The sequence below is a fragment of the Trebonia sp. genome, assembly GCF_030042015.1.
GTDB lineage: Bacteria > Actinomycetota > Actinomycetes > Streptosporangiales > Streptosporangiaceae > Trebonia.
Genome location: NZ_JASIAL010000210.1, coordinates 1 through 22,385, shown reverse-complemented (window position 1 = coordinate 22,385; position 22,385 = coordinate 1). Strand labels below are relative to the sequence as shown.

At 70.7% G+C, this 22,385-nt stretch carries 24 protein-coding genes; 16 read left to right on the top strand and 8 right to left on the bottom strand.

Features of this window, described 5'->3' with window-relative positions:
* Positions 1-42: 42 nt before the first annotated feature.
* The 4 genes from Q1N79_RS10920 to Q1N79_RS10905 form a co-directional block, all read right to left on the bottom strand.
* Complete coding sequence (locus tag Q1N79_RS10920; RefSeq protein WP_300607776.1) at positions 43-987, bottom strand: ABC transporter substrate-binding protein; 945 nt, start codon at positions 985-987, stop codon at positions 43-45.
* A 226-nt stretch (positions 988-1,213) separates the two neighbouring features.
* Complete coding sequence (locus Q1N79_RS10915; protein WP_300607773.1) at positions 1,214-2,062, bottom strand: siderophore-interacting protein; 849 nt, start codon at positions 2,060-2,062, stop codon at positions 1,214-1,216.
* Between the two features lie 30 nt (positions 2,063-2,092).
* On the bottom strand, positions 2,093-2,506 hold the full coding sequence (locus Q1N79_RS10910; protein ID WP_300607770.1) for a PadR family transcriptional regulator: 414 nt from the start codon (positions 2,504-2,506) through the stop codon (positions 2,093-2,095).
* Between the two features lie 173 nt (positions 2,507-2,679).
* Positions 2,680-3,558, bottom strand: a complete 879-nt coding sequence (locus Q1N79_RS10905; RefSeq protein ID WP_300607767.1) for an LLM class F420-dependent oxidoreductase — start codon at positions 3,556-3,558, stop codon at positions 2,680-2,682.
* Positions 3,559-3,705: 147 nt separating this feature from the next.
* On the opposite strand from Q1N79_RS10905, the gene Q1N79_RS10900 reads away from it, so the two are divergent.
* From Q1N79_RS10900 to Q1N79_RS10880, 5 genes are all read left to right on the top strand, one after another.
* Complete coding sequence (locus Q1N79_RS10900; protein WP_300607764.1) at positions 3,706-4,794, top strand: cobalamin-independent methionine synthase II family protein; 1,089 nt, start codon at positions 3,706-3,708, stop codon at positions 4,792-4,794.
* 189 nt (positions 4,795-4,983) lie between these two features.
* Positions 4,984-5,430 (top strand): heme-binding protein, encoded by a 447-nt coding sequence (locus Q1N79_RS10895; protein WP_300607761.1) that lies wholly within the window; start codon positions 4,984-4,986, stop codon positions 5,428-5,430.
* A gap of 34 nt (positions 5,431-5,464) precedes the next feature.
* The gene (locus tag Q1N79_RS10890) at positions 5,465-6,553 is read left to right on the top strand and encodes a hypothetical protein (RefSeq protein ID WP_300607757.1); all 1,089 of its coding nucleotides are present in this window, start codon (positions 5,465-5,467) and stop codon (positions 6,551-6,553) included.
* A gap of 168 nt (positions 6,554-6,721) precedes the next feature.
* Entirely contained in the window at positions 6,722-7,420 is a 699-nt protein-coding gene (locus Q1N79_RS10885; RefSeq protein ID WP_300607754.1) for a class II aldolase/adducin family protein, read from the top strand.
* Between the two features lie 46 nt (positions 7,421-7,466).
* Positions 7,467-8,516: an ABC transporter permease gene (locus tag Q1N79_RS10880; RefSeq protein ID WP_300607751.1), complete on the top strand. Its 1,050-nt coding sequence runs from the start codon at positions 7,467-7,469 to the stop codon at positions 8,514-8,516.
* Between the two features lie 122 nt (positions 8,517-8,638).
* On the opposite strand, the gene Q1N79_RS10875 is transcribed toward Q1N79_RS10880, so the two are convergent.
* Complete coding sequence (locus tag Q1N79_RS10875) at positions 8,639-8,860, bottom strand: hypothetical protein (protein WP_300607748.1); 222 nt, start codon at positions 8,858-8,860, stop codon at positions 8,639-8,641.
* Here Q1N79_RS10875 and Q1N79_RS10870 point away from each other — a divergent pair.
* The 5 genes from Q1N79_RS10870 to Q1N79_RS10850 are packed head-to-tail and all read left to right on the top strand — an operon-like array spanning position 8,859 to position 13,555.
* Positions 8,859-9,857 carry a substrate-binding domain-containing protein gene (locus Q1N79_RS10870; protein WP_300607745.1) on the top strand — a complete coding sequence of 333 codons (999 nt, stop codon included), beginning with the start codon at positions 8,859-8,861 and terminating at the stop codon, positions 9,855-9,857. The genes Q1N79_RS10875 and Q1N79_RS10870 overlap by 2 nt on opposite strands.
* Positions 9,858-9,864: 7 nt before the next feature.
* Entirely contained in the window at positions 9,865-11,478 is a 1,614-nt protein-coding gene (locus tag Q1N79_RS10865) for a sugar ABC transporter ATP-binding protein (protein WP_300607742.1), read from the top strand.
* A gap of 1 nt (position 11,479) precedes the next feature.
* Positions 11,480-11,989: an NAD(P)-dependent oxidoreductase gene (locus Q1N79_RS10860; protein ID WP_300607739.1), complete on the top strand. Its 510-nt coding sequence runs from the start codon at positions 11,480-11,482 to the stop codon at positions 11,987-11,989.
* The gene (locus tag Q1N79_RS10855) at positions 11,986-12,276 is read left to right on the top strand and encodes an NAD(P)-dependent oxidoreductase (RefSeq protein ID WP_300607737.1); all 291 of its coding nucleotides are present in this window, start codon (positions 11,986-11,988) and stop codon (positions 12,274-12,276) included. The genes Q1N79_RS10860 and Q1N79_RS10855 overlap by 4 nt, the downstream gene beginning before the upstream one ends.
* Before the next feature lie 46 nt (positions 12,277-12,322).
* Positions 12,323-13,555 (top strand): Xaa-Pro peptidase family protein, encoded by a 1,233-nt coding sequence (locus Q1N79_RS10850; protein ID WP_300607734.1) that lies wholly within the window; start codon positions 12,323-12,325, stop codon positions 13,553-13,555.
* 32 nt (positions 13,556-13,587) lie between these two features.
* Here the strand turns inward: Q1N79_RS10850 and Q1N79_RS10845 are convergent, their stop codons facing one another.
* Complete coding sequence (locus Q1N79_RS10845; protein WP_300607732.1) at positions 13,588-14,649, bottom strand: cobalamin-independent methionine synthase II family protein; 1,062 nt, start codon at positions 14,647-14,649, stop codon at positions 13,588-13,590.
* A 16-nt stretch (positions 14,650-14,665) separates the two neighbouring features.
* Entirely contained in the window at positions 14,666-15,448 is a 783-nt protein-coding gene (locus Q1N79_RS10840; protein ID WP_300607729.1) for an alpha/beta hydrolase, read from the bottom strand.
* A 146-nt stretch (positions 15,449-15,594) separates the two neighbouring features.
* Here Q1N79_RS10840 and Q1N79_RS10835 point away from each other — a divergent pair, with 146 nt between their 5' ends.
* Positions 15,595-16,092, top strand: coding sequence for a VOC family protein (locus Q1N79_RS10835; protein WP_300607726.1), 498 nt, complete (start codon positions 15,595-15,597; stop codon positions 16,090-16,092).
* Positions 16,093-16,108: 16 nt separating this feature from the next.
* Here the strand turns inward: Q1N79_RS10835 and Q1N79_RS10830 are convergent, their stop codons facing one another.
* Entirely contained in the window at positions 16,109-16,387 is a 279-nt protein-coding gene (locus tag Q1N79_RS10830; protein WP_300607723.1) for a putative quinol monooxygenase, read from the bottom strand.
* A gap of 160 nt (positions 16,388-16,547) precedes the next feature.
* Here Q1N79_RS10830 and Q1N79_RS10825 point away from each other — a divergent pair, with 160 nt between their 5' ends.
* From Q1N79_RS10825 to Q1N79_RS10805, 5 genes are all read left to right on the top strand, one after another.
* On the top strand, positions 16,548-17,951 hold the full coding sequence (locus Q1N79_RS10825) for an aldehyde dehydrogenase family protein (RefSeq protein ID WP_300607720.1): 1,404 nt from the start codon (positions 16,548-16,550) through the stop codon (positions 17,949-17,951).
* A gap of 33 nt (positions 17,952-17,984) precedes the next feature.
* A complete protein-coding gene (locus Q1N79_RS10820; RefSeq protein ID WP_300607718.1) occupies positions 17,985-18,851 on the top strand; it encodes an amidohydrolase in 867 nt (288 codons plus the stop codon).
* Positions 18,848-20,542 (top strand): thiamine pyrophosphate-dependent enzyme, encoded by a 1,695-nt coding sequence (locus Q1N79_RS10815; protein WP_300607715.1) that lies wholly within the window; start codon positions 18,848-18,850, stop codon positions 20,540-20,542. The genes Q1N79_RS10820 and Q1N79_RS10815 overlap by 4 nt, the downstream gene beginning before the upstream one ends.
* Positions 20,543-20,566: 24 nt before the next feature.
* Positions 20,567-21,637, top strand: coding sequence for an Ldh family oxidoreductase (locus Q1N79_RS10810; RefSeq protein WP_300607713.1), 1,071 nt, complete (start codon positions 20,567-20,569; stop codon positions 21,635-21,637).
* 154 nt (positions 21,638-21,791) lie between these two features.
* Positions 21,792-22,385, top strand: a 594-nt coding sequence (locus Q1N79_RS10805; protein WP_300607710.1) for an LLM class flavin-dependent oxidoreductase, incomplete at its 3' end; no start/stop codon positions are given.

Genomic DNA, 22,385 nt, shown 5'->3' with positions numbered 1-22,385 from the left:
CGGCGGTACTGCGCGCGCGGGAGTCTTAGCTCTCGCGTGCTCTCACCCGATCATGCTGCTCATCCGGAACGAGGCGTCCTTCTTCGGCAGGAGGCCGAACAGGACCATCGCGTCCGGGACCCGTTGCAGCCGCACGGGGTCGATCGACAGCGGGTACTCGGGCAGCGAGATGAGGGCCGCCGTCACCGGCGGGACGCCGAGGAACTTCTCCACCGCCTTCTCGACCGCGCTGCGGTCGGTGTCGGCGATCTGCTGCCCCTGTTCGAGCGCCGTGACGAACGCGCGCAAGGTGTTGGGGTATTTTGTGGCCCACGCCTGCGTGACGGCGAAGCCCTGGAGCGGGAAGTTCTCTGTCGCGCCCTGATCCAGGTCGGCGAGTTCCTGCAGGCCGTACTGCTCCTCGTCGAGGCTGACGAAGGGCTGCGGGACCGGGGCCGCGTCGACGAGGCCCTTGGCCAGGAGCGCGCCGGCGGCCGGCAGCGGCACGCCCGGCTTGAAATGCACCTGGCTCGGCAAGACCCCGTAGTCCGCGAGCAGGGAGCGGACGAGGAGCGTGGCGATGTCGTTCGGCGCGGCGACGGAGATCGTCTTGCCCACAAGGCCGGGGACCGACCCGATCCGCGAATGCGCTCCGACGAGCATCACCAGTTCGCCCGGCTGCAGGAAGGACGCTTCGGCAATGATGCGCAGGCACGAGCAAGCCAATTCGTTATAGGTATAGGTCACGTAGTCGGCGCTCGAGATGTCGTAGCTCCCCTTTTCTATGCCGGTGACGGTAGCCTGGCTTGTCTCCGCGAACTTGATCGTGACGTTCAGCCCCTGGGCCCGGAACAGCCCGTCCATCTGGGCGATGTACAGGCCGGCGGTGTCGATGCTCGGGAACACGTCGACGACCACGCTGGTCTTCTCCAGCGGGCCCGCGGGCGACGAGCCGAAACCGCCCGCGCAACCCGCGACCGCCGTCAAGATCGCCGCTGCCGCAACCATTAGTGACAGACGTCGCCGTCGACACATCGTTGTTCTCCAGGAGGCTCATGTCGCGCCTGATCTTGTCGCAGCGATTCAACAGCATGCGCGAAGCGAAAGATTTGACTACGACTGCATCCAGGGCACGCAAAGCATTCGGCGATATCGATATAAGGTGGCCGCGTCTTTCAAATGCACGAATCACAACATAAGGTTTCCGGATCCGCGCGATTACGAGCAGCCCGGCTCAGCGGCCGGGGAGGTCGTCCTCTCCGTAGTCGTGGTCCGGGTAGTTGGCGTCGCCGGCCCGCCAGTAGCCCCTGGTCACCAGCGAACTGGCCGGCACCCGCCGGCCGGCGAGCAGGTACCTGCGGATGGCGCGCATCGCCGCGGCTTCGCAGGCCACCCAGACCATCCCGCCGTCGGCGATGGCGGCGCTGCGAGCTGCTTCGTCAAGCTCGGCGCCCCAGGCGTCAGGGGCGCGCCGGTAGTGCCAGGTGATCGCCGTCTTCGCCGGGCTGGAAAACTCGATCTCGTCGTCGGCGCCGGCCACCTCCAGGTGCACTTCCGCACTGGCCGTGTCCGGCAGCGCCTCGAGCAGGGTGCCGACGGCGGGGATGGCGCTCTCGTCGCCGGCGATCCACCAGTGCTCGACGGAAGAGTCCATCATGAACCGCCCGCCGGGGCCGGCGACCGCGAGCCTGTCGCCGACGCCGGCCCGCTCCGCCCACTCCGACGCCGGACCCGCCCCGTGCAGCAGAAACTGCACCTCAAGCGTGCGGCTTGCCGGGTCGAAGCGCCGCGGCGTGTAGGTGCGCACCGCCGGCCGCGGCGCGTCCCCGTCGGGCCAGGCCGGCCCGTCGGGCGTGTCCACGGGCAAGACGGGCGCGTCCTGGCCTGGGACGGGCAGGTAGACCTTGATGTGCGACGTGGGCGCGTCGAGCTGGAATCCCTCGAGCGCGTCACCGCCGACCCACACCGACACCAGCCGGGGCGCGATCCGCGACACCGACACCACCTCGACGGGGCGTGGCGGCTTGCGCCGCCGCGGACGGCCTTCGCGGCCCGAAGAGGCGGGCGAGGCTGGAGAAGTCACGCGATTTCCTTTCGCTCGGGCACGTTAGGGCTACTGGTCGGCGAGCAGGCGGTACAGGGCCTGGCGGGCGTTCCGCACGATCGTCACCGCCTGGTCGACCTGCGCGGCGTCACCCGCCGTTCCGACCTGGCGTGCGGCCGAATGCAGCCGCTGGATCTCGGCTCGCAAGTCCAGGTGCGCGGTCGCCGCGGACGGGCCGACGGCCAGGTCACGGAGCCGGCTGTCGTCGGCCTGGGCCCGCCCCTGCGGGGTCAGCTCGTAAACCTTCCGCCCTTCCTCGTCATTCCCGCGCACAAGTCCCTCGTCTTCGAGCAGCTGCAGCAGCGGGTACACCGATCCCGGACTTGGCCGCCACAGGCCGCCTGCCTGTTCCTCAAGGCGGCGCATGAGCTCGTACCCGTGCGCGGGGCCTTGCACGAGGGCGGCGAGAAGCAGCCCGCGCACGTTGCCCCTGGGAACCCGGCCGCCGGCCCAGCCGCGGTGATGCCCGTGGCGGTCACGTCCGCCCGGTGGTCTTCCCTGTCTCATTCGGCCGCCTCCCGCCAGTCATCATGACGGTATCACGATATATCAAAATCATGATTCTGGCGGCGCTGCGGTCGCGCGGGCAGCGGTGTCTAGAACTTTTCCAGGGCCGGGATGATCCGCTCGGCGAACAGGTCGAACTGGCGGGGCCTGCTCACGTTGATCAGCGAGCCGTGGGCGACCGTGAAGCCGAGTTCGGCCATGGCGTGCAGGTTCTCGATCGTCTGCTGCACGTGCTCGCCGTTCTCGCCGAGGTTGAAGCGGGTCTGCGCGGTCTTCTCGATCTCGTCGTAGTTCCTGCCCACGTCGGCGCAGTGCTGGCGCAGCACGTCGAGCTTGTGCGCCGCTACCACCGGGTCGAAGACGTTGATGTTGCACGAGTCCGCGTACCTGGCCACGAGCCGCAGCGTCTTCTTCTCCCCCGACCCCCCGATCAGGATCGGCGGGTGCGGGCGGCGCAGCGGCTGCGGGGAGTTCAGCGTGCGGGCCAGGTGGTAGTGCTTGCCCTCGAACGGCCCCTCGTCATCGCTCCACATCTGCTTGCAGATGAGGATCGCCTCCTCAAGGCGCTCGAACCGCTCCGCGGTCGGCGGGAACGGCAGGCCGAGCCCGCGCGCCTCGTCCTCGTTCCACGCCGCCCCGATGCCGAGGATCGAGCGGCCGCCGGACAGCACGTCCAGCGTGGACACTGCCTTGGCGAGCAGCCCCGGCTCCCGGTACACCACGGCTGTCACCATGGCGAGCAGCTTGACCCGCTCGGTCTTGGCGGCCAGCCAGCCCAGCGCCGTGTAGGCCTCGAGCATCGCGTACTCCGGCGGGCCGAGCGGACCGATCTGCCAGACGTGGTCCATCACGCTGATCCGGTCGACGCCCGTCTGCTCCGCCCGCTGCGCGATGTCGGCCATCCGGAACCGCAGCTCGGCCGCACCGCCGTCCCATGTGAAGTTCGAGATGTGCAAGCCCACCTTCATGCCTTGAACCCTATCGGGCAGGACGCGGCGCTCGGCAGGCGCCACCGTTCGTTCGGGCAAATGATTGTGAATCCTTACGTTTCGAGACAGGCTCTGGCGCCCGGAGCTGCCGTGGCTAGCGTGGCCTGCGAGGGAGGAGACCTGACGATGGCTGATGAGGCAACGTTCCGCGCCGACCACGTGGGCAGCCTGCTCAGGCCGCCGGCGCTGCTCAAGGCGCGGCGGCGGCTCGCGGCAGGGGAGATCACGGCCGGCGAACTGCGGGCGGCGGAGGACGCGGCGATCGCCGAGGCCGTGCGGATGCAGGAAGCGGCCGGGATCGATGTCGTCACCGACGGCGAGTTCCGGCGCGGCGACTTCCGCTCCGGGTTCGGGCAGGCGGTCGACGGGATCACGATGCGGGTGTTCGACATGCCGTGGCACACGAGCGAGGGCGTCACGAAGCTGCCGAGCAACGCCTACTTCGTCACCGGCCCGATCAGGCAGCGCGAGCGGCTCGCGGCCGGCGAGGCGGCGTACGTGCGCAGCCTCACGTCCGCCCCGGTCAAGGCCACGCTGATCGCGCCGGGGTTCCTCGCGGACCGGTACTGGAAGGACGGCGAGACCGACAGGTTCTACTCCTCCCGCGAGGAACTCGCGGCGCAGGTGGCGGCGATAACCAGGGCGGAGATCGAGGCGCTGATCGCGGACGGGGTGCGCTACGTGCAGCTCGACAACCCCGGCTACGGTGCGTTCCTCGGCGCGCGGGCAGGCGCCGACGCCGATGGCTTCGAGCGGGCGCTGAACGCCGACATCGCCGCCGTCGAGGGCGTGGCACGACCCGCCGGGGTGACGATCGGCATGCACGTCTGCCGCGGCAACCGGTCCAGCATGTGGCTGGGTGAAGGCGACTACGAGCCGATCGCCGAGCAGCTGTTCGCCGCCTTGCCCGTGGACCGGTTCCTGCTCGAGTACGACGACGACCGCGCGGGCGGGTTCGAGCCGCTGCGGTTCATGCCGAAAGACAAGGTGGCGGTCCTCGGGCTGGTGAGCTCGAAGGCCCCGGAGCTCGAGCGGGAGGAGGCGCTCGCGCGCCGGATCGACGAGGCGGCGAAGTTCGTTCCGCTCGACAACCTCGCGCTCAGCCCGCAGTGCGGCTTCGCCTCGGTCGCCGAGGGCGGCAACCTGCTGACCCCAGGGGAGGAGTTCGCCAAGCTGCGGCTCGTCGCCGGCGCGGCGCGCGCGACGTGGGGTTAACCGCGAATCATTAGAGTTCGCCGGCCGTGGCTTCCCGCCGTTGATCCGGCTTCCCGATCCGAAATAGGCTGACCCGCACGAAACCCGGCAAACGCACGGACCTGCCCCATCGCGGGCGCGGGAGGAACTGATGAACCAGCGAGCAACCGCCCTCAAGGGCGCGCGCCGTCCGATGACCGGGGTGCCGGCATGACCTTGCCGTTCCAGGATGCGCGCACCCTCGCCGACGACGCCCGCAGGCACGCCGAGGCGCTCGGCAAGGCGGTGAGCGTCGCCGTCGTCGACTACGGCGGCTTCGTCGTGCTGGTCGAGCGGATGGACGGCGCGCGGCCGATGACGCCCGACATCGCGCTGTCCAAGGCGTACTCCGCCGCCGTCATGCAGCGGCCGACCGAGATGCTGGAGAACTGGCGCGACTCCGACCCCGTCTTCTTCAGCCAGGTCGGCCGGATGGGCAAGCACCCGATCGTGGCCACCAAGGGCGGCTACACGATCAAGCGCGACGGCGCGATCCTCGGCGGCCTTGGGGTGTCCGGCGGGACACCGGATGAGGATCAGAAGATCTGCGAAGAGGTGCTCAGGGCGGCGGGCTTCGACCTGGACTTCCCGCAGTGGGCAGGCGCGCGGGCGCGTTGACTCATCGCCCGCGGCGGACAGCACGGAGGACGGCATGGCCAACGACTACAAGTACCACATCGACCATCACGGCAGCCTGGTCCGGCCGACGGCGCTGCTCGCCGCTCGCGCCAGCGGCGACGCCGCGGCCCTGGCGGCGGCCGAGGACGAGGCCGTGGAGGCGGCGGCGCACTGGCAGCGCCGGCAGGACCTGGCCGTCATCGGGGACGGGCAGTTCCGCCGCGAGCACTTTGAATCCGTGGTCCTGGACCGGGTCGGCGGCTTCGGCGCCGTCAGCGGGCCCGCGCCGCTCGCCGACGCGGCCGGGATCCCGGCCGCCCGCCGCAGGACCGCGCCGGATGCGCCGCTGGCCGGCGGGCGCCTCGCCGGCCATGAGGCCGCCCTGGTCCTGGCCACCGTCGACCGTCCGGTTTTCGTCGCGCTCCCGTCCCCCGGCTACCTGGCGGCGGCGGGCTCGCCGGCTGCGAGCACCGCGGACATCGACGCGGTGCGCGCCCGCGGCGCGGCGCTCGCGGCCATCATCCGCGCTGAGATCGAGGCGCTTGCCGCGCAGGGGGTCGCCTACGTCGGGCTGGGCAACCCGCTGTACCCGCCGCTGCTCACCGTGGCCGGGCGGGAGCGGCTCACCGCCGCCGGCCTCGATGTCGACGCGGTGCTCGACGCGCTGATCGAGGCGGACCGGGCGGCGGTCGCCGGCATCGCGGTGCCGGAGACGTTCCGGACCGGCCTTGACCTCACCGACTCGGGCCCGCTGCCGACGACCGGGAGCGGCTACGAACCGAAGGCGGTCGACACCCTGGTGGACGAGATCCCGTTCCACCGGCTCTGCGTAGACTTCCCCGAGCCCGCGGCCGCCCGGTTGCCGCTGGAGCGGATCAAGCCCGGACTGGTGCTGAGCCTCGGGGTGGTGGACGTGTCGGTGCCCGAGCCGGAGGCCGTCGATGCCTTGCTTGACCGCGTGGACCCGGTGGTCGACGAGCGCACAGAGGACGACATAGCCATAGCGACGAACGGCGGGTTCGCCCAGTCGGCCGGCCGGCCGCTGATGAGCGAGGCGGAGCAGCGGGCCAAGCTGCTCCTCGTCGAGACCGTCGCGCGTTACTACTGGGGCAACGAAATCTGAGCCTTCGCGATAGCCGCGCGCTGCAAGCTTAGGTTGCAGGAACGCTTGTGACGGGCGCGGTAACCTCCCATTCACAGGAATAAACGACGCATGCAATAAAGGCGTGACCCGGATCCGCCCGACGATCTGTAAAGAAGGATATCTGTCAATGAGCGCACGAGGACGGGCATGACGGCGGAACGCCTGCCGGGGCCGGCGGACGAAATCGTCACCGGCTGCCGCGTTCTCGGATCGGGCGACCACGGCGATCCTGTCTGGGGACATGTTTCGCGGCGGGATCGGGAAGGCCACGGAATCTGGCTCAAAGCGGGTCCGCGGGGATTTGACGAGGTTTCAGAAGAGGACGTTATTCTCATCGATTTCGACGGGAGCCGCCGTTCCGGGTCATATGCAGCGCCCCGCGAGTACCCCATCCACGCCGAGGTGCTGCGGGCCCGCGACGACATCGACAGCGTGGTGCACTGCCATCCCCCGCACGCCATCGCGCTCGCCGCCGCCGGGCGGCCTCTTTACGCGTTCTCGAACAGCGCCGGGATTTTCGCGGCCGGCGTCCCGCGCTTCGAGGTCCCTGTAGGGCTGATCGAAACTCCCGAGCTTGGAAAGGCCGTGGCCGAATGCCTCGGCCGGGCCCGCGCGCTGTTCCTGGTCGGGCACGGCATCGTCGCCGTCGGGTCGAGTGTGGCCGCCGCGGTCACGAGCGCCGTCCTGCTCGAGCGCGCCTGCCGCCTGCAGATCCTGGCGACGGCCGCGGGCGGCGTTGACCAGGCGCTGCGGGAGCCAGGCCAGCGGTACGCGCACACGGAGTCCGGCGCCTACCTGCTCCGTACCTGGGAGTACCTGTGCAGGCGCGCCCGTCTTCCGCCCTGAGCCCTAGCATCGCCGCATGTGACGCGATGTGCGGCAGGTGACTGACGTGAACGTCCCGACGAGGCAGGAGGGCCACGCGATGGAAGAGCCAGTTTCCGTGATCGGCGAGGTAACGGCCCCCGCTGCGCCGACCCGGCAGCGCCCTGGCGTCGCGTTCGTCAGGGAGTTCGCGCCCCGCACGGCGATCATCTGGATCTGGGTCATCATGATCGTCATCTACTCGCTGGCCGAACCCGGCCTGTTCTTCCGGGGCCCGACATTCCAGACGATCTTCGATTCGCAGCAGACGCTCGTCTTCCTGACGCTCGGCCTGCTGTGCACGATGATCATCGGCGAGTACGTCGACCTGTCCATCTGCTCGGTGCTCGGCCTGACCGCCACGATGATCCCCGTGCTGGTCGTCAACGAGGGATGGAATGTGGCGGCGGCGTCGGTGGTGTCGGTCGCGGCGGCGGCGGCGGCCGGCGCCTTCAACGGCGTTCTCATCGTCTACTTCGGCGTCAACGTGATCGTCGTGACCCTCGGCTCGGGGACCCTCATCCTGGGCCTGACCTTGTGGATATCGCACCTCGGCGAGGTTGTCGGGCTGAGCAGCTCCTTCGCGTCGATCGACCTCAAGGACGTCCTCGGCCTGCCGGTCTCGTTTTACTACGGGGTCGCCTTCGTGCTCATCTTCACCTACATCCTCGGCTGCACCCCGCTGGGACGGCGCATGCGATTCGTCGGCGCAAATCCGGAAGTGGCCCGCCTCAGCGGTATCCGGGTCAACCGGATTCGTTTCGGGGCGTTCGTCATGGGCGGACTCCTATGCGGACTCGGCGGGATGCTTACCAGCGCGGGAATCGGAGGGTTCGACCCAAACTCAAGCGCGACTTATCTCCTTCCGACATTCGCCACGGTGATGCTGGGAACCGCCGTGATCCAGCCGGGCCGGTTCAATCCGATCGGCACCTTCGTGGCGATCTACTTTCTTGCCACAGGAATCCTGGGCCTTGAGCTACTCGGCGTGGCCGGCTGGGTGTCCGATGTGTTCTATGGCGCGACGCTCGTCGTCGCGGTAACGGTCGCCACGCTCCTGCATCGACGACTTATCTAAGCGGCCACCCGCAGGGCCGGCGCCCTGGCGATCGCAATGGGCGGTCACATGCGGTCAATTCTGAGTTATCAATCCCGAGAAAAGCCTACGAAGGTAAAAATAGGAGGAGGGGTCGTGCAGCGCTATAACGAAATATCAGGCACGCGGCCGGCATCGAGAGCCGCGGTCAGGACCATGACGGCCGTCGCGATGCTCGCCGCGACGACGCTGGCGGTGGCGGCGTGCTCGTCGAGTTCGTCGAGTTCGTCGTCCTCGGTCACCACAACCACCACGCCGAGCGCGACCCCGACGAGCACCACCCCGGCGGGGGTGGCGTACGCCGAGCAGCAGATCGCTGCCGCCATGGCGGAACCTTCCGCGCCCGTGCCCACGACGCCGATCACGGACCTGTCCAAGCTGCGCGGCAAGACGATCTACTACATCCCGATCAGCTCTGACGTGCCGGCGTTCGCGATCACCGCCGCGGCGATGAAGACCGCCCTGGCGACCGTCGGCGTCAAACTCAACGTGTGCAGCGGCAACTTCAACCCGTCGCAGTTCGTCTCCTGCGTCAACCAGGCGACAGGCGCGGGCGCCGCCGCGATCGTGACGGACGCGATCCCGTTCCAGCTGACCGCGAGCGCGCTCAAGGCGGCCAGCGCCAAGGGGATCGGGGTGGTCGTGACGGACCAGAACGTGACCGCGGGCCGGCCGACCGGGCCGAACATCGCCTACATCTCGGGCAACAACCAGCAGTACCAGATCGCCCAGGACTGGATCATCGCGAACTCGGACGGCAAGGCCGACGTTCTCGAGCTCGAGGCGACCGACTCGCCGACGTCTGCGGCGGCGACCGCGCAGTACGCGCTGCCCGAGATCACGCAGTACTGCCCCGGCTGCAAGACGACGCTGCTGAAGTTCTCCTCCTCCAACGAGCAGGACCTTCCGTCGATGATCAGCGCGGCCCTGCTCAAGAACCCGGACATCGACTACATATCCCCGCAGTACGACCAGTACGTCTCGTACGTCATCCAGGGAATCCAGCAGGCGTCCGCGACGTCCCGCGTCCAGATGGCGGCGAGCGCCGCGGCGCTGTCCGGCCTGCAGGACGTGGCCTCGTCGAGCTCGACGGTGAAGGCGGAGGTCGCCGACAACCAGGTGTACAACGGGTGGATCGACGCCGACGAGGCGATGCGGATGGCACTGGGCGAGGCGGCGGTGACTTACTCGATCCCGATCCGGCTGTTCACGTCGGCGAACATCGGCAGCATCCAGCTCACCAACGCCGCCCTCGCCTCGGGTGCCTGGTTCGGCTCGACCAGCTACCAGCAGCAGTTCGAGACCCTGTGGGGCGTCAAGTGAGCGTGCGATGAGCTTTGCGAGCCTCCCGCACTCGCATCTGCGGGACGGAGCCGGAGCGCCGCCTGCGGCGGCGCTCCGGCTCCGCGCGACCGGGGTATCGAAGACGTTCCGGGCGACGCGGGCGCTGACCGACGTCGGCCTCGACCTGCGGCCGGGAGAGCTGCACGGGCTCGTCGGGCAGAACGGCTCGGGCAAGTCGACGCTGATGAAGATCCTGAGCGGCTACCACGCGCCGGATCCCGGCGCGCGGCTCGAGGTGGACGGGCGCGAGGTGCGGCTGCCGCTGCGCGTGTCCGAGCTCCAGCGGCACGGGATCGCGGTCGTGCACCAGAGCCTTGGCCTGATCCCGGAGTTCAGCGTCCTTGAGAACATGCGGATGGGCCGGCTGGGCGCCGCGCGGTGGACCCGCCGCATCCGCTGGTCATACGAGCGCCAGCAGGCGGCGGCGGTCTTCGAGCGGCTGGGGCAGACGATCGACCTGCGCCGCCCGGTCCGCGAGCTGTCGGCGGAGCACCGCGCCACGGTGGGCATCGCTCGGGCACTGCAGGACTACGAGCCCGGCCAGGGGGTGATCCTGCTCGACGAGGCGACGCGCGCGCTGACACGCCGCACGCTGCAGCACTTCTACGAGCTGCTGCGCGCCGTCATCGACGAGGGCGCCGCCGCGGTCCTCGTCAGCCATCGCATCGAAGAGGTGCTCGAGGTCTGCGACCGCATCACCGTGCTGCGCGACGGGCGCGTGGTGGCGGCGGGCGTGCCCGCCGCCGAACTCGACGAGGCGGGCCTGGCGCGCCTGCTGCTCGGCTACGAGCAGGGCGCCCACACGCCGCGCCAGCGTCCGGCGGCCGCTGCCTGCGTGGCCGAGATCAGGCGGCTGTCAGGCAAGGTCGTCAGGGACCTGACCGTCAGCATCGGGCACGGGGAGATCGTGGGCATCACGGGGCTGGCGGGCGGCGGGTTCGAGGAGGTCCCCTACCTCGTCGGCGGCGCGCTCCCGGCACGCAGCGGCGAGATCAGCGTCGGCGGCCAGCCGATCAGCCTCGGCCGCGGGCGGCGCGTCTCGATCGGGCGCCTGATCGCCGCGGGCGTCTTCCTCGTCCCGGAAAAGCGCGACGAGGAGGGGCTTGCCCTGGAGATGAGCATGCTCCACAACATGACCCTGCCGCGGGTCGGCGAGAACGGCGCGCCGTGGTCGATCGGCTGGTCGTGGCAGGAGCGCGAGGCCGACGACATGATCAGGCAGCTCGGCATCACGCCCGCGAACCCCAGGGCGCTGATGTCGACCTTCAGCGGCGGCAACCAGCAGAAGGTGCTGCTCGCCAAGTGGCTGGCGGGCGGGCCGCGGCTGCTCCTGCTGCACGAGCCGACCCAGGGGGTCGACGTCGGCGCGCGGCGGGACATCATCAGCGTCCTGCGCGCCGAGGCGGAGCGCGGCTGCGGGATCCTGGTGTCCACCACGGACGTGGGGGACCTCGCCGCGATGTGCGACCGGGTGCTGATCCTGCGGGACGGACGGGTGACGGAGGAACTCACCGGGGCGTTCGACCAGGAGGAGATCGTGGCCGCGACGTTCCGCTCCGGGGGGCCGGCCGGCGGCGCCCGCGGCACCCGAGGTGACTGACGTGGCGAAGCTGCAGGTGCTGGTCGTCGACTGGCGCTGCGAGTGGTACGCCGCGTCACTGCGCGGCGCGTTCCCCGGCGTGGAGATCGCCGCGGCCCGGTCGTTTCCCGACGCGGGCCCGCAGCTGGCCCGGGCCCAGGTCCTGGCGACCATGGGGGTTGCGCTGCCCGGCCTGCACTTCACGGCCGGCGTCGCCGCCCAGATGCCGCGGCTGGCCTGGGTGCAATGCCTGATCAGCGGCCACGAGCACGTCAAGGCGGCGCTGGCCGGGGCCGCGCGGGACGACGTGCTCGTCACCACGGTCGCGGGCATCCACGGGCCGCAGATGTCGGAGATGGCGCTGCTGCACATGCTCGCCCTCGCGCGCGGCATGCCGGCGATGCTCCGCAACCAGGCGGCGGGCAGCTGGGAGCGCGTGCCGCAGCGCATCCTGCAGTTCAGGACCGTCGGCATCGTCGGCATGGGGGCGGTCGGCACTCACCTGGCCGGGGTCTGCAAGGCGTTGCGATGAAGCCGACGGCGTACCTGGTCAACCTCGGGCGCGGCCCCGTCGTGGACGAAGACGCCCTGATCGAGGCTCTGCGGGCAGGCACGATCGCGGGAGCGGGCCTCGACGTGTTCGCCGTCGAGCCGCTGCCTGCGGACAGCCCGCTGTGGCAGCTGGCGAACGTGATCGTGACGCCGCACGCCGGCGGGCACCACGACCTGTACGCGGAGCAGACAATGGCGGTGCTCGAGCCGAACCTGCGCGCGTTCATCGAGGGCCGCCGCGACGAGATCGTCAACGTCGTCTCATGAGGCATGCCCCGGGCGCAAGTCACCGACCAGAGAGGGAATCCCAGTCATGACCACCCACCCCGCTGACCTGCTCTCCGCACATCCGGCGACCCCGATCTCCGAGCGGCTCAACACGCCGGTCTCGACCGCGGAACTCCAGCGGCGCTGGGCGGCCGTGCGCGAGGCGATGGCCGGGGAGGGCATTGACGTGCTCCTCGTGCAGAACAACTCCGAGTCGGCCGGCGGATACGTCCGGTGGCTCACCGACATGCCGGCCGGCTATTACCCGACGACGGTCATCTTCCCGCGCGAGTCGGCCATGACCGTGATCGCGCACGGAGTCCTCGGCGAGATCCGCGACCTTGACGGCGGGACCGACGGCGTGTGGCGCGGCGTCGGGCGCCTGGTGTCCACCGCCAGCTTCCCTTCCGCGCCCTACACGCGCGAGTACGACGCCGAGTTCGCCCTTGAGGCGCTCAAGCCGTTCGCGCGCGGCACGGTCGGGCTGATCGGCACGTACCAGATGTCGTTCGCGTTCGGCGAGCGCGTCAGGCGCGGGCTGCCGGACGCGCGCCTCGTCGAGTCATCGGACCTCGTCGACCAGATCAAGACCATCAAGTCCCCGGAGGAGCAGGAGCTGATCCGCGCCACCGCCGCGCTCCAGGACGAGGTGATGGAGGCGGCGCTCGCGGCCGTTGAGCCGGGGAAGAAGGAGAGCGACATCGCGGCGGTCGCGCGGCGGCGTGCGCAGGAACTCGGCAGCGAGGCCGGGATCTACCTGGCCGGCGCGGCGCCGTTCGGCACGCCGGCCCCGACCAAGCCGCGGCACCAGCAGAACCGGGTGCTCCAGCGCAAAGACGTGTTCGCGCTGCTCGTCGAGGTCGACGGCCCGGGCGGCATGTACACGGAGATCGGCCGGACGTGCACGCTCGGGCCCGTTCCGCAGCAGGTCAAGGAGGAGTTCGAGATGACGCTGGCGGCGCGGCGGTACACGCTCGGGCTGCTCAAGCCCGGTAACCGCGCCGCGGACATCTTCGCTGCGTACAACGAGTTCATGCGCTCGCACGGCCGACCGCCTGAGCGGCGCATTCACTGCCACGCCCAGGGCTATGACCTCGTCGAGCGCCCGTTCATCCGCTTCGACGAGACGATGACGATCAGGGAGCACATGAACTTCGCCTGTCACCCGAAATACGTGTTCAACGGGATGTTCTCCTGGGTCTGCGACAACTACCTGATCGGCCCGGACGGCCCGGGAGAGCGGCTGCACACGTTCCCCGAGGCGATCGCCGAACGGTAGCGGCCGCGCGCCGTAAACCCGTACCCCCGGGGCTACCCCTCGGGTCCCCAGCCGATGATCGCCGCGTCGGCGACGATCCGCAGCTTCTTGAACTGCTCGCGCTCGGTAAGCCGCGGACCGCCCATCGACGGGGCGGCGAAGCCGCAGCGCGGGCTCACCGCGAGGTCGTCGATGTCGATCAGCGCGGCGGCCTCGTCGATCCGCGCCACCAGTTCGTCGACATCGTCCTGCTGCGTCTGGGGGCCCACCATGCCGAGGACGACGACCTTCCCCTGCGGCACGTAGCGCAGCGGCGCGAAGCTGCCCGCGCGCCAGTCGTCGTATTCCACCAGGAAGCGGTCGACGGGGAGCGAGCCGAGCAGACGTTCGGCGACCGCGGCGTCGCCGCCGCCGGTGAGCCAGCGGCCCGGGTCGTCTCCCCCGCACAGGTGGATGCCCACCGATGCCCCGTCCGGCCGCTTGACGCCTGCCACGGCCGCCGTGTCGGCCGCGAGCATCCGCTCGAACGCGCCGGCTCTCTCGCGGCCGTTTCCGGCGGCGTGCGCGCCGGAGTTCAGGAACCCCGTGTAGCCGGGGTTGTCGAGCTGCACGTACATGACGCCCTCGGCGAAGAGGGCCTCGATCTCCGCCCTTGTCCACGCCGCGAGCTGCGCGCCGAGTTCCTCGCGCGAGCGGTAGGCGAGATCGGTCACGCCGTCCCGCCAGCAGCGCTCCGCGACGAAGCCCGGCGCGACGAGCGTCACCTTGAGATGGCCTCTGGTCACCGTCCGCAGGAAGGCGGCGTCGCCCTCGGTCATCCGCCGCAGCTGCCGCAGCCGGCCGGTGACCGCCGGAGTCTGCCCGGGCGTGAAGCCGTCGAAGGCGTCGACGACGCAGGACCAGAAGTCGCGCCGCCGGAACTCCCCGTCGGTGAAGAGGTCAAGGCCCGCTTCCTTCTGCGTCTTCACGGCGGCCGCGATCGCCTCGTTCTGCGCGTGCCGCAGTTCCGCGGAACCGATCGTCCCGGCCGCGGCCTGCCGTTGCGCGTCGAGCAGCGCCGGCGGCCGCAGCAGGCCGCCGACGTGGTCCCCGTGAAACTTGTAGGAATATGCCATGCCCGCCTCCCGGGACTCAGCTGTGGTAGATCGCCTGCAGGATGCGATCGAGGGCGGCGTTGAAGGTGGCCGGCTGCTCCCAGTACATCGAGTGGGGTGCGCCAGCCACCGCCTCGAACCTCGCCTCGGGAAGAAGCTCCGCCAGGCGCTTATACGTCGCGGGCCGCACGACAGCATCGTCCTCCCCGGCGAGGAACCAGACCTGGACCCCGGCCCCGATCGCGCCCTTGACCTGCTCGACCGTCACCGAGCGAGTCCATACGTTGCGCAGATTGGGCAGCCGGGCGGCGTTGAAGGTCCCCATTTGCTGGAAGAGGAAGACCTTGTCCGGTGCCGACTCCTGCACTCGCTTGCTCATCAGCCGGTCGACGACCGGGAGTTTCTCCGCCTCAGCGCGGTCGGCCAGCACCATGGGCGTCAGCTCGTCGTGCCCGATGCCGCCGACCGAATGGGCGAGCACGACGCCGGCTACCCGTTCCGGGCAGGTCACCGCCAAGGCCAGCGAGGGCGCGGCGCCGAGCGACTGGCCGACGAGGACGGCCCGCTCGACCCCTGCCGCGTCGAGGACGGCGCGAATGCAGGACGGAAATTCGCGTGTGTCGTACTCGTCGCGATCGGAATCCGAATTACCGAAGCCGGGAAAGTCAAAGGTAATCACCGAGTACCTGTCGCGGAAATACGGAACCTGTTGCCACCAGATCGCGTGATGGCCACCTGAACCGTGCGCGAGCACGACGGCGGGACCGGCTCCGTGGATTTCGTAGTAGACCCCGATTCCATCGGCGATGGCAATGCTCATGGTCACCCGCCTTCCCGGGAACTGCGACGATGCTACTGAACGCGGCGGCGATCCTCGCGAAAGCTAAGGTTGCACCCCGGACCGGCCGGCGACCAGCCGGGACACCTATGATCCCAGGCAGAAGCCAGCGCCAAGGAGGCCATGCCGTGAGCGAGCGGCCCGCGTACATTCATCACGTCAACTTCCCGACCACCGACCCGGAGCGGACCATCGAGTGGTATTCCAAGGTGTTCGGGATGAAGTACATCAAGCCAAAGAGCAACGCCAAGGTCGTCCTCATGACCAGGGGCAACTTCGACCTGCACTTCACCCCGGTCGAGGAGATGGACCGGATGGCCCCCTACCACTTCGCCGTCGAGGTCGAGGACTGGGAGCAGTTCCTCGCCCACCTGCGCGACCTCGGCATCCGGCACACCCGCCCCATCACCCGGCCGGAGAACAACTCGATGTTCTGCTACGTCCACGACCCCGACCACACGATGATCGAGATCGTCTACCACCATCGGCGGCCGTTCCCGCCGCCGATGGACCACGACCCCGCGCAGGCCGTGAAGCCGGCCGCGGCGGCCAGCAGCCAGGCGAACTCCGCCGACGAGGCCCGCGCCGCCCGCGCCACCCTCGCCGCGCTCGCCGAGAGCCGGTGACCGGCCGCGCCGTTCACTACCAAAACGGCACGAGGTCCAGCCGCGTCCGCTCGTCGAGGAAGGGCAGCACCTGTCCGCGCAGATAGGTGGTGAAGTGCGGACTCGCCAGGTGAGCCTCGAAAGCGGCCTCGTCCGCGTAGCGTTCGAGAAGAACGAAAACGCCGGGCTGGTCGGGATCCCGCAGCACCCGGTATTCGAGGTTCCCCGGTTCTGCCCGGGTTGGCTCGAGCATGTTCCGCAGCGCCGCGGCAACCCGGTCCACCTCCCCGGCCCGCGCCTTGTACTGCGCGATCACAACGAACTCGATGGACAGAGTCTGGTCGGATCCGGCGGGCGCACGGAACCGTCTCGACGTACATCTAAGGTTGCGCTTCGCATAGCTGATCCCGGCTTCCCCGCTTCCTAGGATGGTCCAGCGCCGCTACTGGCGGCAGAGCAGGAAGGCAAGCCGCGTGATGACGCCCACCGTCCAGGTCCGTGATCCCGCCGACCAGCGCTCGGTGGTCGGCGAGGTCCCGGCGATGACCGCCGCCGAGGTCGCCGCGGCCTACGAGCGAGCCCGCGCCGGCTTCCGGACCTGGCGCGCGGCCGGCCCGCTCGACCGGGCCGCCGTGCTGTCCCGCTGCGCGATCCTGGTCAGGGAAAACGCCGATGACGGGGCCGTCACGCTGGTCAGGGAGAACGGCAAGACGCTCGCCGAGGCCAGGACCGAGGTCGCCAAGACCGCGGACTTCTTCGACTACTACGCCTCGTTCGCCCGCCAGCCCTGGGGCGAGATCCTCGCCGACGCCAGGCCGGGAAGCCAGGCGAGCGCCCGCGTCGAGCCGGTCGGCGTGGTGCTCGCGATCACGCCGTGGAACGATCCCCTGCTGACCCCGGCCCGCAAGCTGGCCCCGGCGCTCATCGCGGGAAACGCGGCGCTGCTCAAGCCGGCCTCGCAGACGCCGGGGATCGCCCAGTGGCTGGCGCAGCGGCTGGCAGCGGCGGGCCTGCCCGCGGGCGTGCTCGGCGTGGTCACCGGATACAACAGGGAGATCTCGCCGGTGCTGCTCGGCCACGAGGAACTCGACGCGGTGACGTTCACCGGCTCGACCGAGGTCGGGACCATGCTGCGCGGCGCTCTCGCCACCCGCAACGTACGGCTGCAGGCCGAGATGGGCGGCAAGAACGCCTCGGTCGTCCTCGCGGACGCGGACCTGGAACTGGCCGCGGACACCGTGGCCGCGGCGACGTTCGCCCAGGCCGGGCAGCGGTGCACCGCGACCAGCCGGCTGATCGTCGAATCCCCCGCCGCGCCGGCCCTGCTCGACATGCTGCGGCAGCGCGCCGGCGGCTACGTGCTCGGGCCCGGGCTCGACCCGGCGACCACGATGGGCCCGCTCGCCATGGCCGCGCACAGGGACGAGGTCCTGGCGCACATCGACCGGGCCAGGGCCGAGGGCGCGGGCATCGTCGCCGGCGGCGGCAAGCCGGCCGCCGAAGCGCTCAAGTACGGCTGCTACGTCGAGCCGACGATCGTGACCGTCGGCCCGGGACTGTCGCTGTGGCGGGATGAGGTGTTCGGCCCCGTGCTCGCGGTCACCCCGGCCGACGGCTTCGACGAGGCGGTCGGGCTGGCCAACGACTCCGGCTACGGCCTGTCCGCGGCGCTCTTCACGACCAGCCTGCGGGCGGCCTGCGAGTTCACCGACCGGGCCGAGGCGGGCCAGGTCTCGGTCAACCTGCCCACGTCCGGCTGGGACGTGCATCACCCGTTCGGCGGGTTCCGCGACTCCGGATCCCCGTTCAAGGAGCAGGGCAGCCCGGGGCTGCGCTTCTACACCCGCATCAAGACGACGGCCGTGAGGTTCGCGTGGTAGCCCCGCCGCTCGGCACAGAAAGGTAGCTTGTCCGTGTTCATTGTCGATTCACAGGTTCACATTTGGCGCGAGGAGACTCCGGACCGCCCCTGGGTGCCCGGTGCCCGCGAGCGCATGCGGCTCAACGGGCACCGCGAGGAGGCGTTCACCTACCAGGAGTGCCTGGCGCTGATGGACGAGGCGGGCGTCGACCGCGCGCTGATCATCCCGCCGTCCTGGGAAGGCGACCGGGTGGACTACGCGCTCGAGGCGTGCGAGGCGAACCCAGGGCGGTTCGGCATCATGGCGCGGATTCCGCAGAACAAGCCGGCCGAAGGCGCCGCCATGCTGCACGATTTCGCGCAGCACCCGCACATCCTGGGAACCCGGCTCACCTTCCACCGGCCGGTCGACAGGAACTGGATGATCGACGGCACCAACGACTGGTACTGGCCGCTCGCCGAGGAGCTTGGCATCCCGACGATGGTGCACGCGCCCATCTGGAAGGCCGAACTCGGCCAGATCGCCGACCGCCACCCGGGCCTGCGGATCATCATCGACCACATGGGCATCATGGCCCGGTGCGTCGACGACGCGATCGGCTACTGGGTGAGCGAGACCGCCGACCTGTACGCGCACCCGAACATCTACGTGAAGATCTCGGCCGTCCCCGGGTACTCCACGCAGCCGTTCCCCAACCTGAACATCGCCAAGTACGTGCGCGAGATGGTGGACAAGATGGGGCCGCACCGGTGCTTCTGGGGGACCGACCTGACCCGGCTGATGGGCCACGGGCTCACCTACCGGGAGACGATCGAGCAGTTCACCAAGCACTTCCCGCTCACCCAGGAGGAACTGGAGTGGATCATGGGACGCGGGATCTGCGAGTGCCTCAGCTGGCCCATCCCGGTGCGCGCATGACCGACGGCGGCGAGGCGCTCGTCAGGGCGGCCATCGACCTGGGAGCGGACTGCATCTTCTCGTCCTCCGGGTCGGAGTGGGCGCCTGTGTGGGAGGCGTACGCCCGTCGCGCGCAGGCGGGCATCGCAAGCCCGACGTACATCGACCTCGCCCACGAGACGACCGCGGTCGGCATGGCCACCGGCTATGCCGCGGTGACCGGACGCGCGCAGGTCGTGCTCTTGCACGCGGCCGCGGGGCTGCTGCAGGGCGCGAACGCGATCCACGGCGCCCTGCTCACCGGGGCGCCCCTCGTCGTCTGCTCCGGTGAGTCCGCCGGGTACGGCGACGCGGCCGGCCCGGACCCGGGATCCCAGTGGTACCGGAACCTGTCGGTCGTCGGCGGCCCGCAGGGCGTGGCCGCGCCGTTCGTCAAGTGGGCGTGCGCCGCGGCCGACGTCAGCGTCGTGTACGGGATGGTCAAGCGGGCCGGCGAGCTCGCGGCCCAGCCGCCGGCCGGCCCGGTGTACGTGAACACGCCGGTCGAGGTGCTGCTGGCGCCGTGGCAGCCCGCGGCCGCGGACAAGCCCGCGCCGCCCCCCGGGCAGACGGTGGCCGTCCCAGGGGACGTCGACGCCGCGGCCCGGCTGCTGGCCGCCGCCCGCAATCCCGTGCTCGCGACCGAGACGGCGGGCCGGGACCCCGGCGCGTTCGCCGCCCTCGGCGAGCTCGCCGAGCTGCTGGCGATCCCCGTGGTCGAGCCGCAGTCGGCCCTCTGCGCGAACTTCCCGCGGACGAGCCCGCTGCACGCGGGCGGCGAGCTGGGTCCGCTGGCCGCCGACGCCGACCTGGTGGTCCTGCTCGGCTGCCGGGCCCCGTGGTATCCCCCGTCCGCCAAGCCGGGCACCGGCCAGGTGCTGGTGATCGACGAGACGCCGCACCGGCCGCACATCGCCTACCAGGTGCTCACCGCGGACCGGTACGTCGGCGGCGACATGGCCGCGACGCTGCGGGCGCTGACGGCCCGGGTCGCCGAGCTCGGGGTGGACACCGCGGCCGTGGCGGCCCGCAGGGAGCGCCTCGCCGGCGCGCACGCCGCGGCCGAGGAATCCCGGCTGCGGGCCGAGGCCGAGGCCGCCGCCGCGGACGGACCCGTCGACCCGGTCGCCGCGGCCGCCGCGCTGCGCGAGGTGCTCGGCCCGGACGCCGTGGTGATCGACGAGACGATCACGCACAGCCGGCTGATCGCGCGGCACCTGATGGCGCGGACTCCCGGCCGGTACCGGTACGTCCAGGGCGGGCTCGGGCAGGGCCTTGGCGTGGCGCTCGGCGCCAAGCTGGCGCTGGGCGACCGGCTGGTCGCGTTCACGGTCGGTGACGGCTCCTGGCTGTACAACCCGATCGTGCCTGGCCTGATGGCCGCCGCCGCCTACGGCCTGCCGGTGCTCGTGGTCGTCTTCAACAACGGCAAGTACCTGTCCATGCGGCACAACCACCGCCGCGTGTACCCGGACAGCGTGGCGGCCCGCACCGGCTTCCAGCTCGGCGTCGACCTGTCCGCCCAGCCCGATGCCGCCGCGGTGGCCGCCGCCGCCGGCGCGGCCGGCTTCACGGCCGCCACCGCGCGCGAGCTCGCGCCCGCGCTTGACAAGGCCGTAGCCACGGTCCGCGGCGGCAACAGTGCCGTCGTCAACATCGCGCTGTCCAAGTAGTCAGAACGAAGGGGACTTACTCCCATGCCCACCGAAGCTGCCCAGGCCAGGGTCCGCGTCAAGGCCGATGACCTGCGCGCCCTGGTCGCCGGGATCTTCGCCGCACGCGGCACCCGGGAGGCCGACGCGGCCGCGGTGGCCGACGCGCTCGTCTGGGCCAACCTGCGGGGCATCGACTCGCACGGCGTGTCCCGCGTGCCGCGGTACATCGAGCTGTTCGAGGCGGGCGAGGCGGTCGCGGACGCGGTGCCGACCGTGACCCGCCCGCGCGCCGCGATCGCGATCGTCGACGCGCACGCGGCGCCCGGCCCTGTCGCGATGAACAGCGCCGCCGACGAGGCCGTCGCGGCCGCCCGCGAGTGCGGCATCGGCTGGGCCTCGGTGCGGGGCACCGTGCACACCGGCGCCATCGGGTACTACACGAGCCGGGTCGCGGGCGCGCGCATGGCGGCGGTCGGCGTGGTCGCCGGCGTGCCGAACATGGCGTACGCCGGGGCGCGGGGCGCCGCGGTCGCCACCAGCCCGCTGTCGGTCGCGGTGCCCGCCGGCCGGCACGAGCTCGTGCTGCTCGACATGGCCACCGCCGTCATCGCGCTCGGCCGGATCGCCCAGCTCAAGGCGGCCGGGAAGGAGCTGCCGCCGGGCGCCGCCCTCACCAGGGACGGGGACCCGACGACCGACCCCGCGCTGGCCGCCGTGCCGGTCCCCGTCGGCGGGCCGAAGGGTTCGGGCATGAGCCTGGTGTTCGAGCTGCTGGCCAGCGGCCTGACCGCGAACCCGATCGTGCCCGGGTACCACTTTGGCGGCAAGGACGGCAGGCGGCACAGGCAGAACGCGTTCATCCTCGCCATCGACGTGTCCGCCTTCCTGCCGCTCGCGGAGTTCACCGCCGCGGTCGACGAGACGGTCGACGCGATCAAGTCGCTGCCGCCCGCCGACGGCACGGCCGAGATCCTGATCCCTGGCGAGCGGGGCCGCCGCAGCGAGGCCGAGCGGCGCTCCGCCGGCATCCCGCTTGGCGCCAGGGCCTGGCGCGAGCTGACCGACCTGGCCGCCGCCCTCGGCGTGACCGTGCCTGAACCCATCGGCGGCTAACCCGCCGTCGCTGCAGGCCGAAGGCGCAGCAAAAGGAGGTCCAGGCCGGCTGCCCGGGGCGGTCGCCGCTGGCGTGTTCGTCGTGATCGCAATCGTTGCAGACGTGACCGGGCTGTGATCCGCTAGTGGCGTCGGACGCGGGAGGAGACGACCAATGAAGGTCAGCCTGGCCCAGCAAGTGCCGTACCGCTACCTGCCTGAGGACTTCGGGGACCAGCATTGGTCCGCGGTGCTGCCCCCGTACGAGATCGTGGAACCGAAGCGGATGCAGGAATCGCTGTACTCCGCGTACGCCGAGCTCATGGCCGCGGCGCGGGCCGGGCTCGACGGCATCGTCGTCACCGAGCACAGCCAGTCCTCTTACGACATGTCACCCAACCCGACCCTGCTTGCCTCGGCCGTGGCCTGCGCCGCGCAGACCGAGGGCCTCGACGTGGCGATCGCCGTACTCGGCCGCTCGCTCGGCAAGACGCGCGAGCCGCTGAAGATCGCCGAGGAATACGCCCTGCTCGACTGCATGAGCGGCGGGCGGCTGATCGCCGGCTTCCCCGTCGGGCTCAGCTACGACGCGAACCTCAACGCCGCCCTGCCCGCGATCGAGACCCGCGAGCGCGCCCGCGAGCACCGCGAGCTGATCCTGAAGGCGTGGTCGGAGCCGCGGCCGTTCCCGTGGAACGGCCGCTTCGAGAAGTACGGCCTGGTCAACGTCTGGCCGCGGCCGATACAGCAGCCGCATCCGCCGATCTGG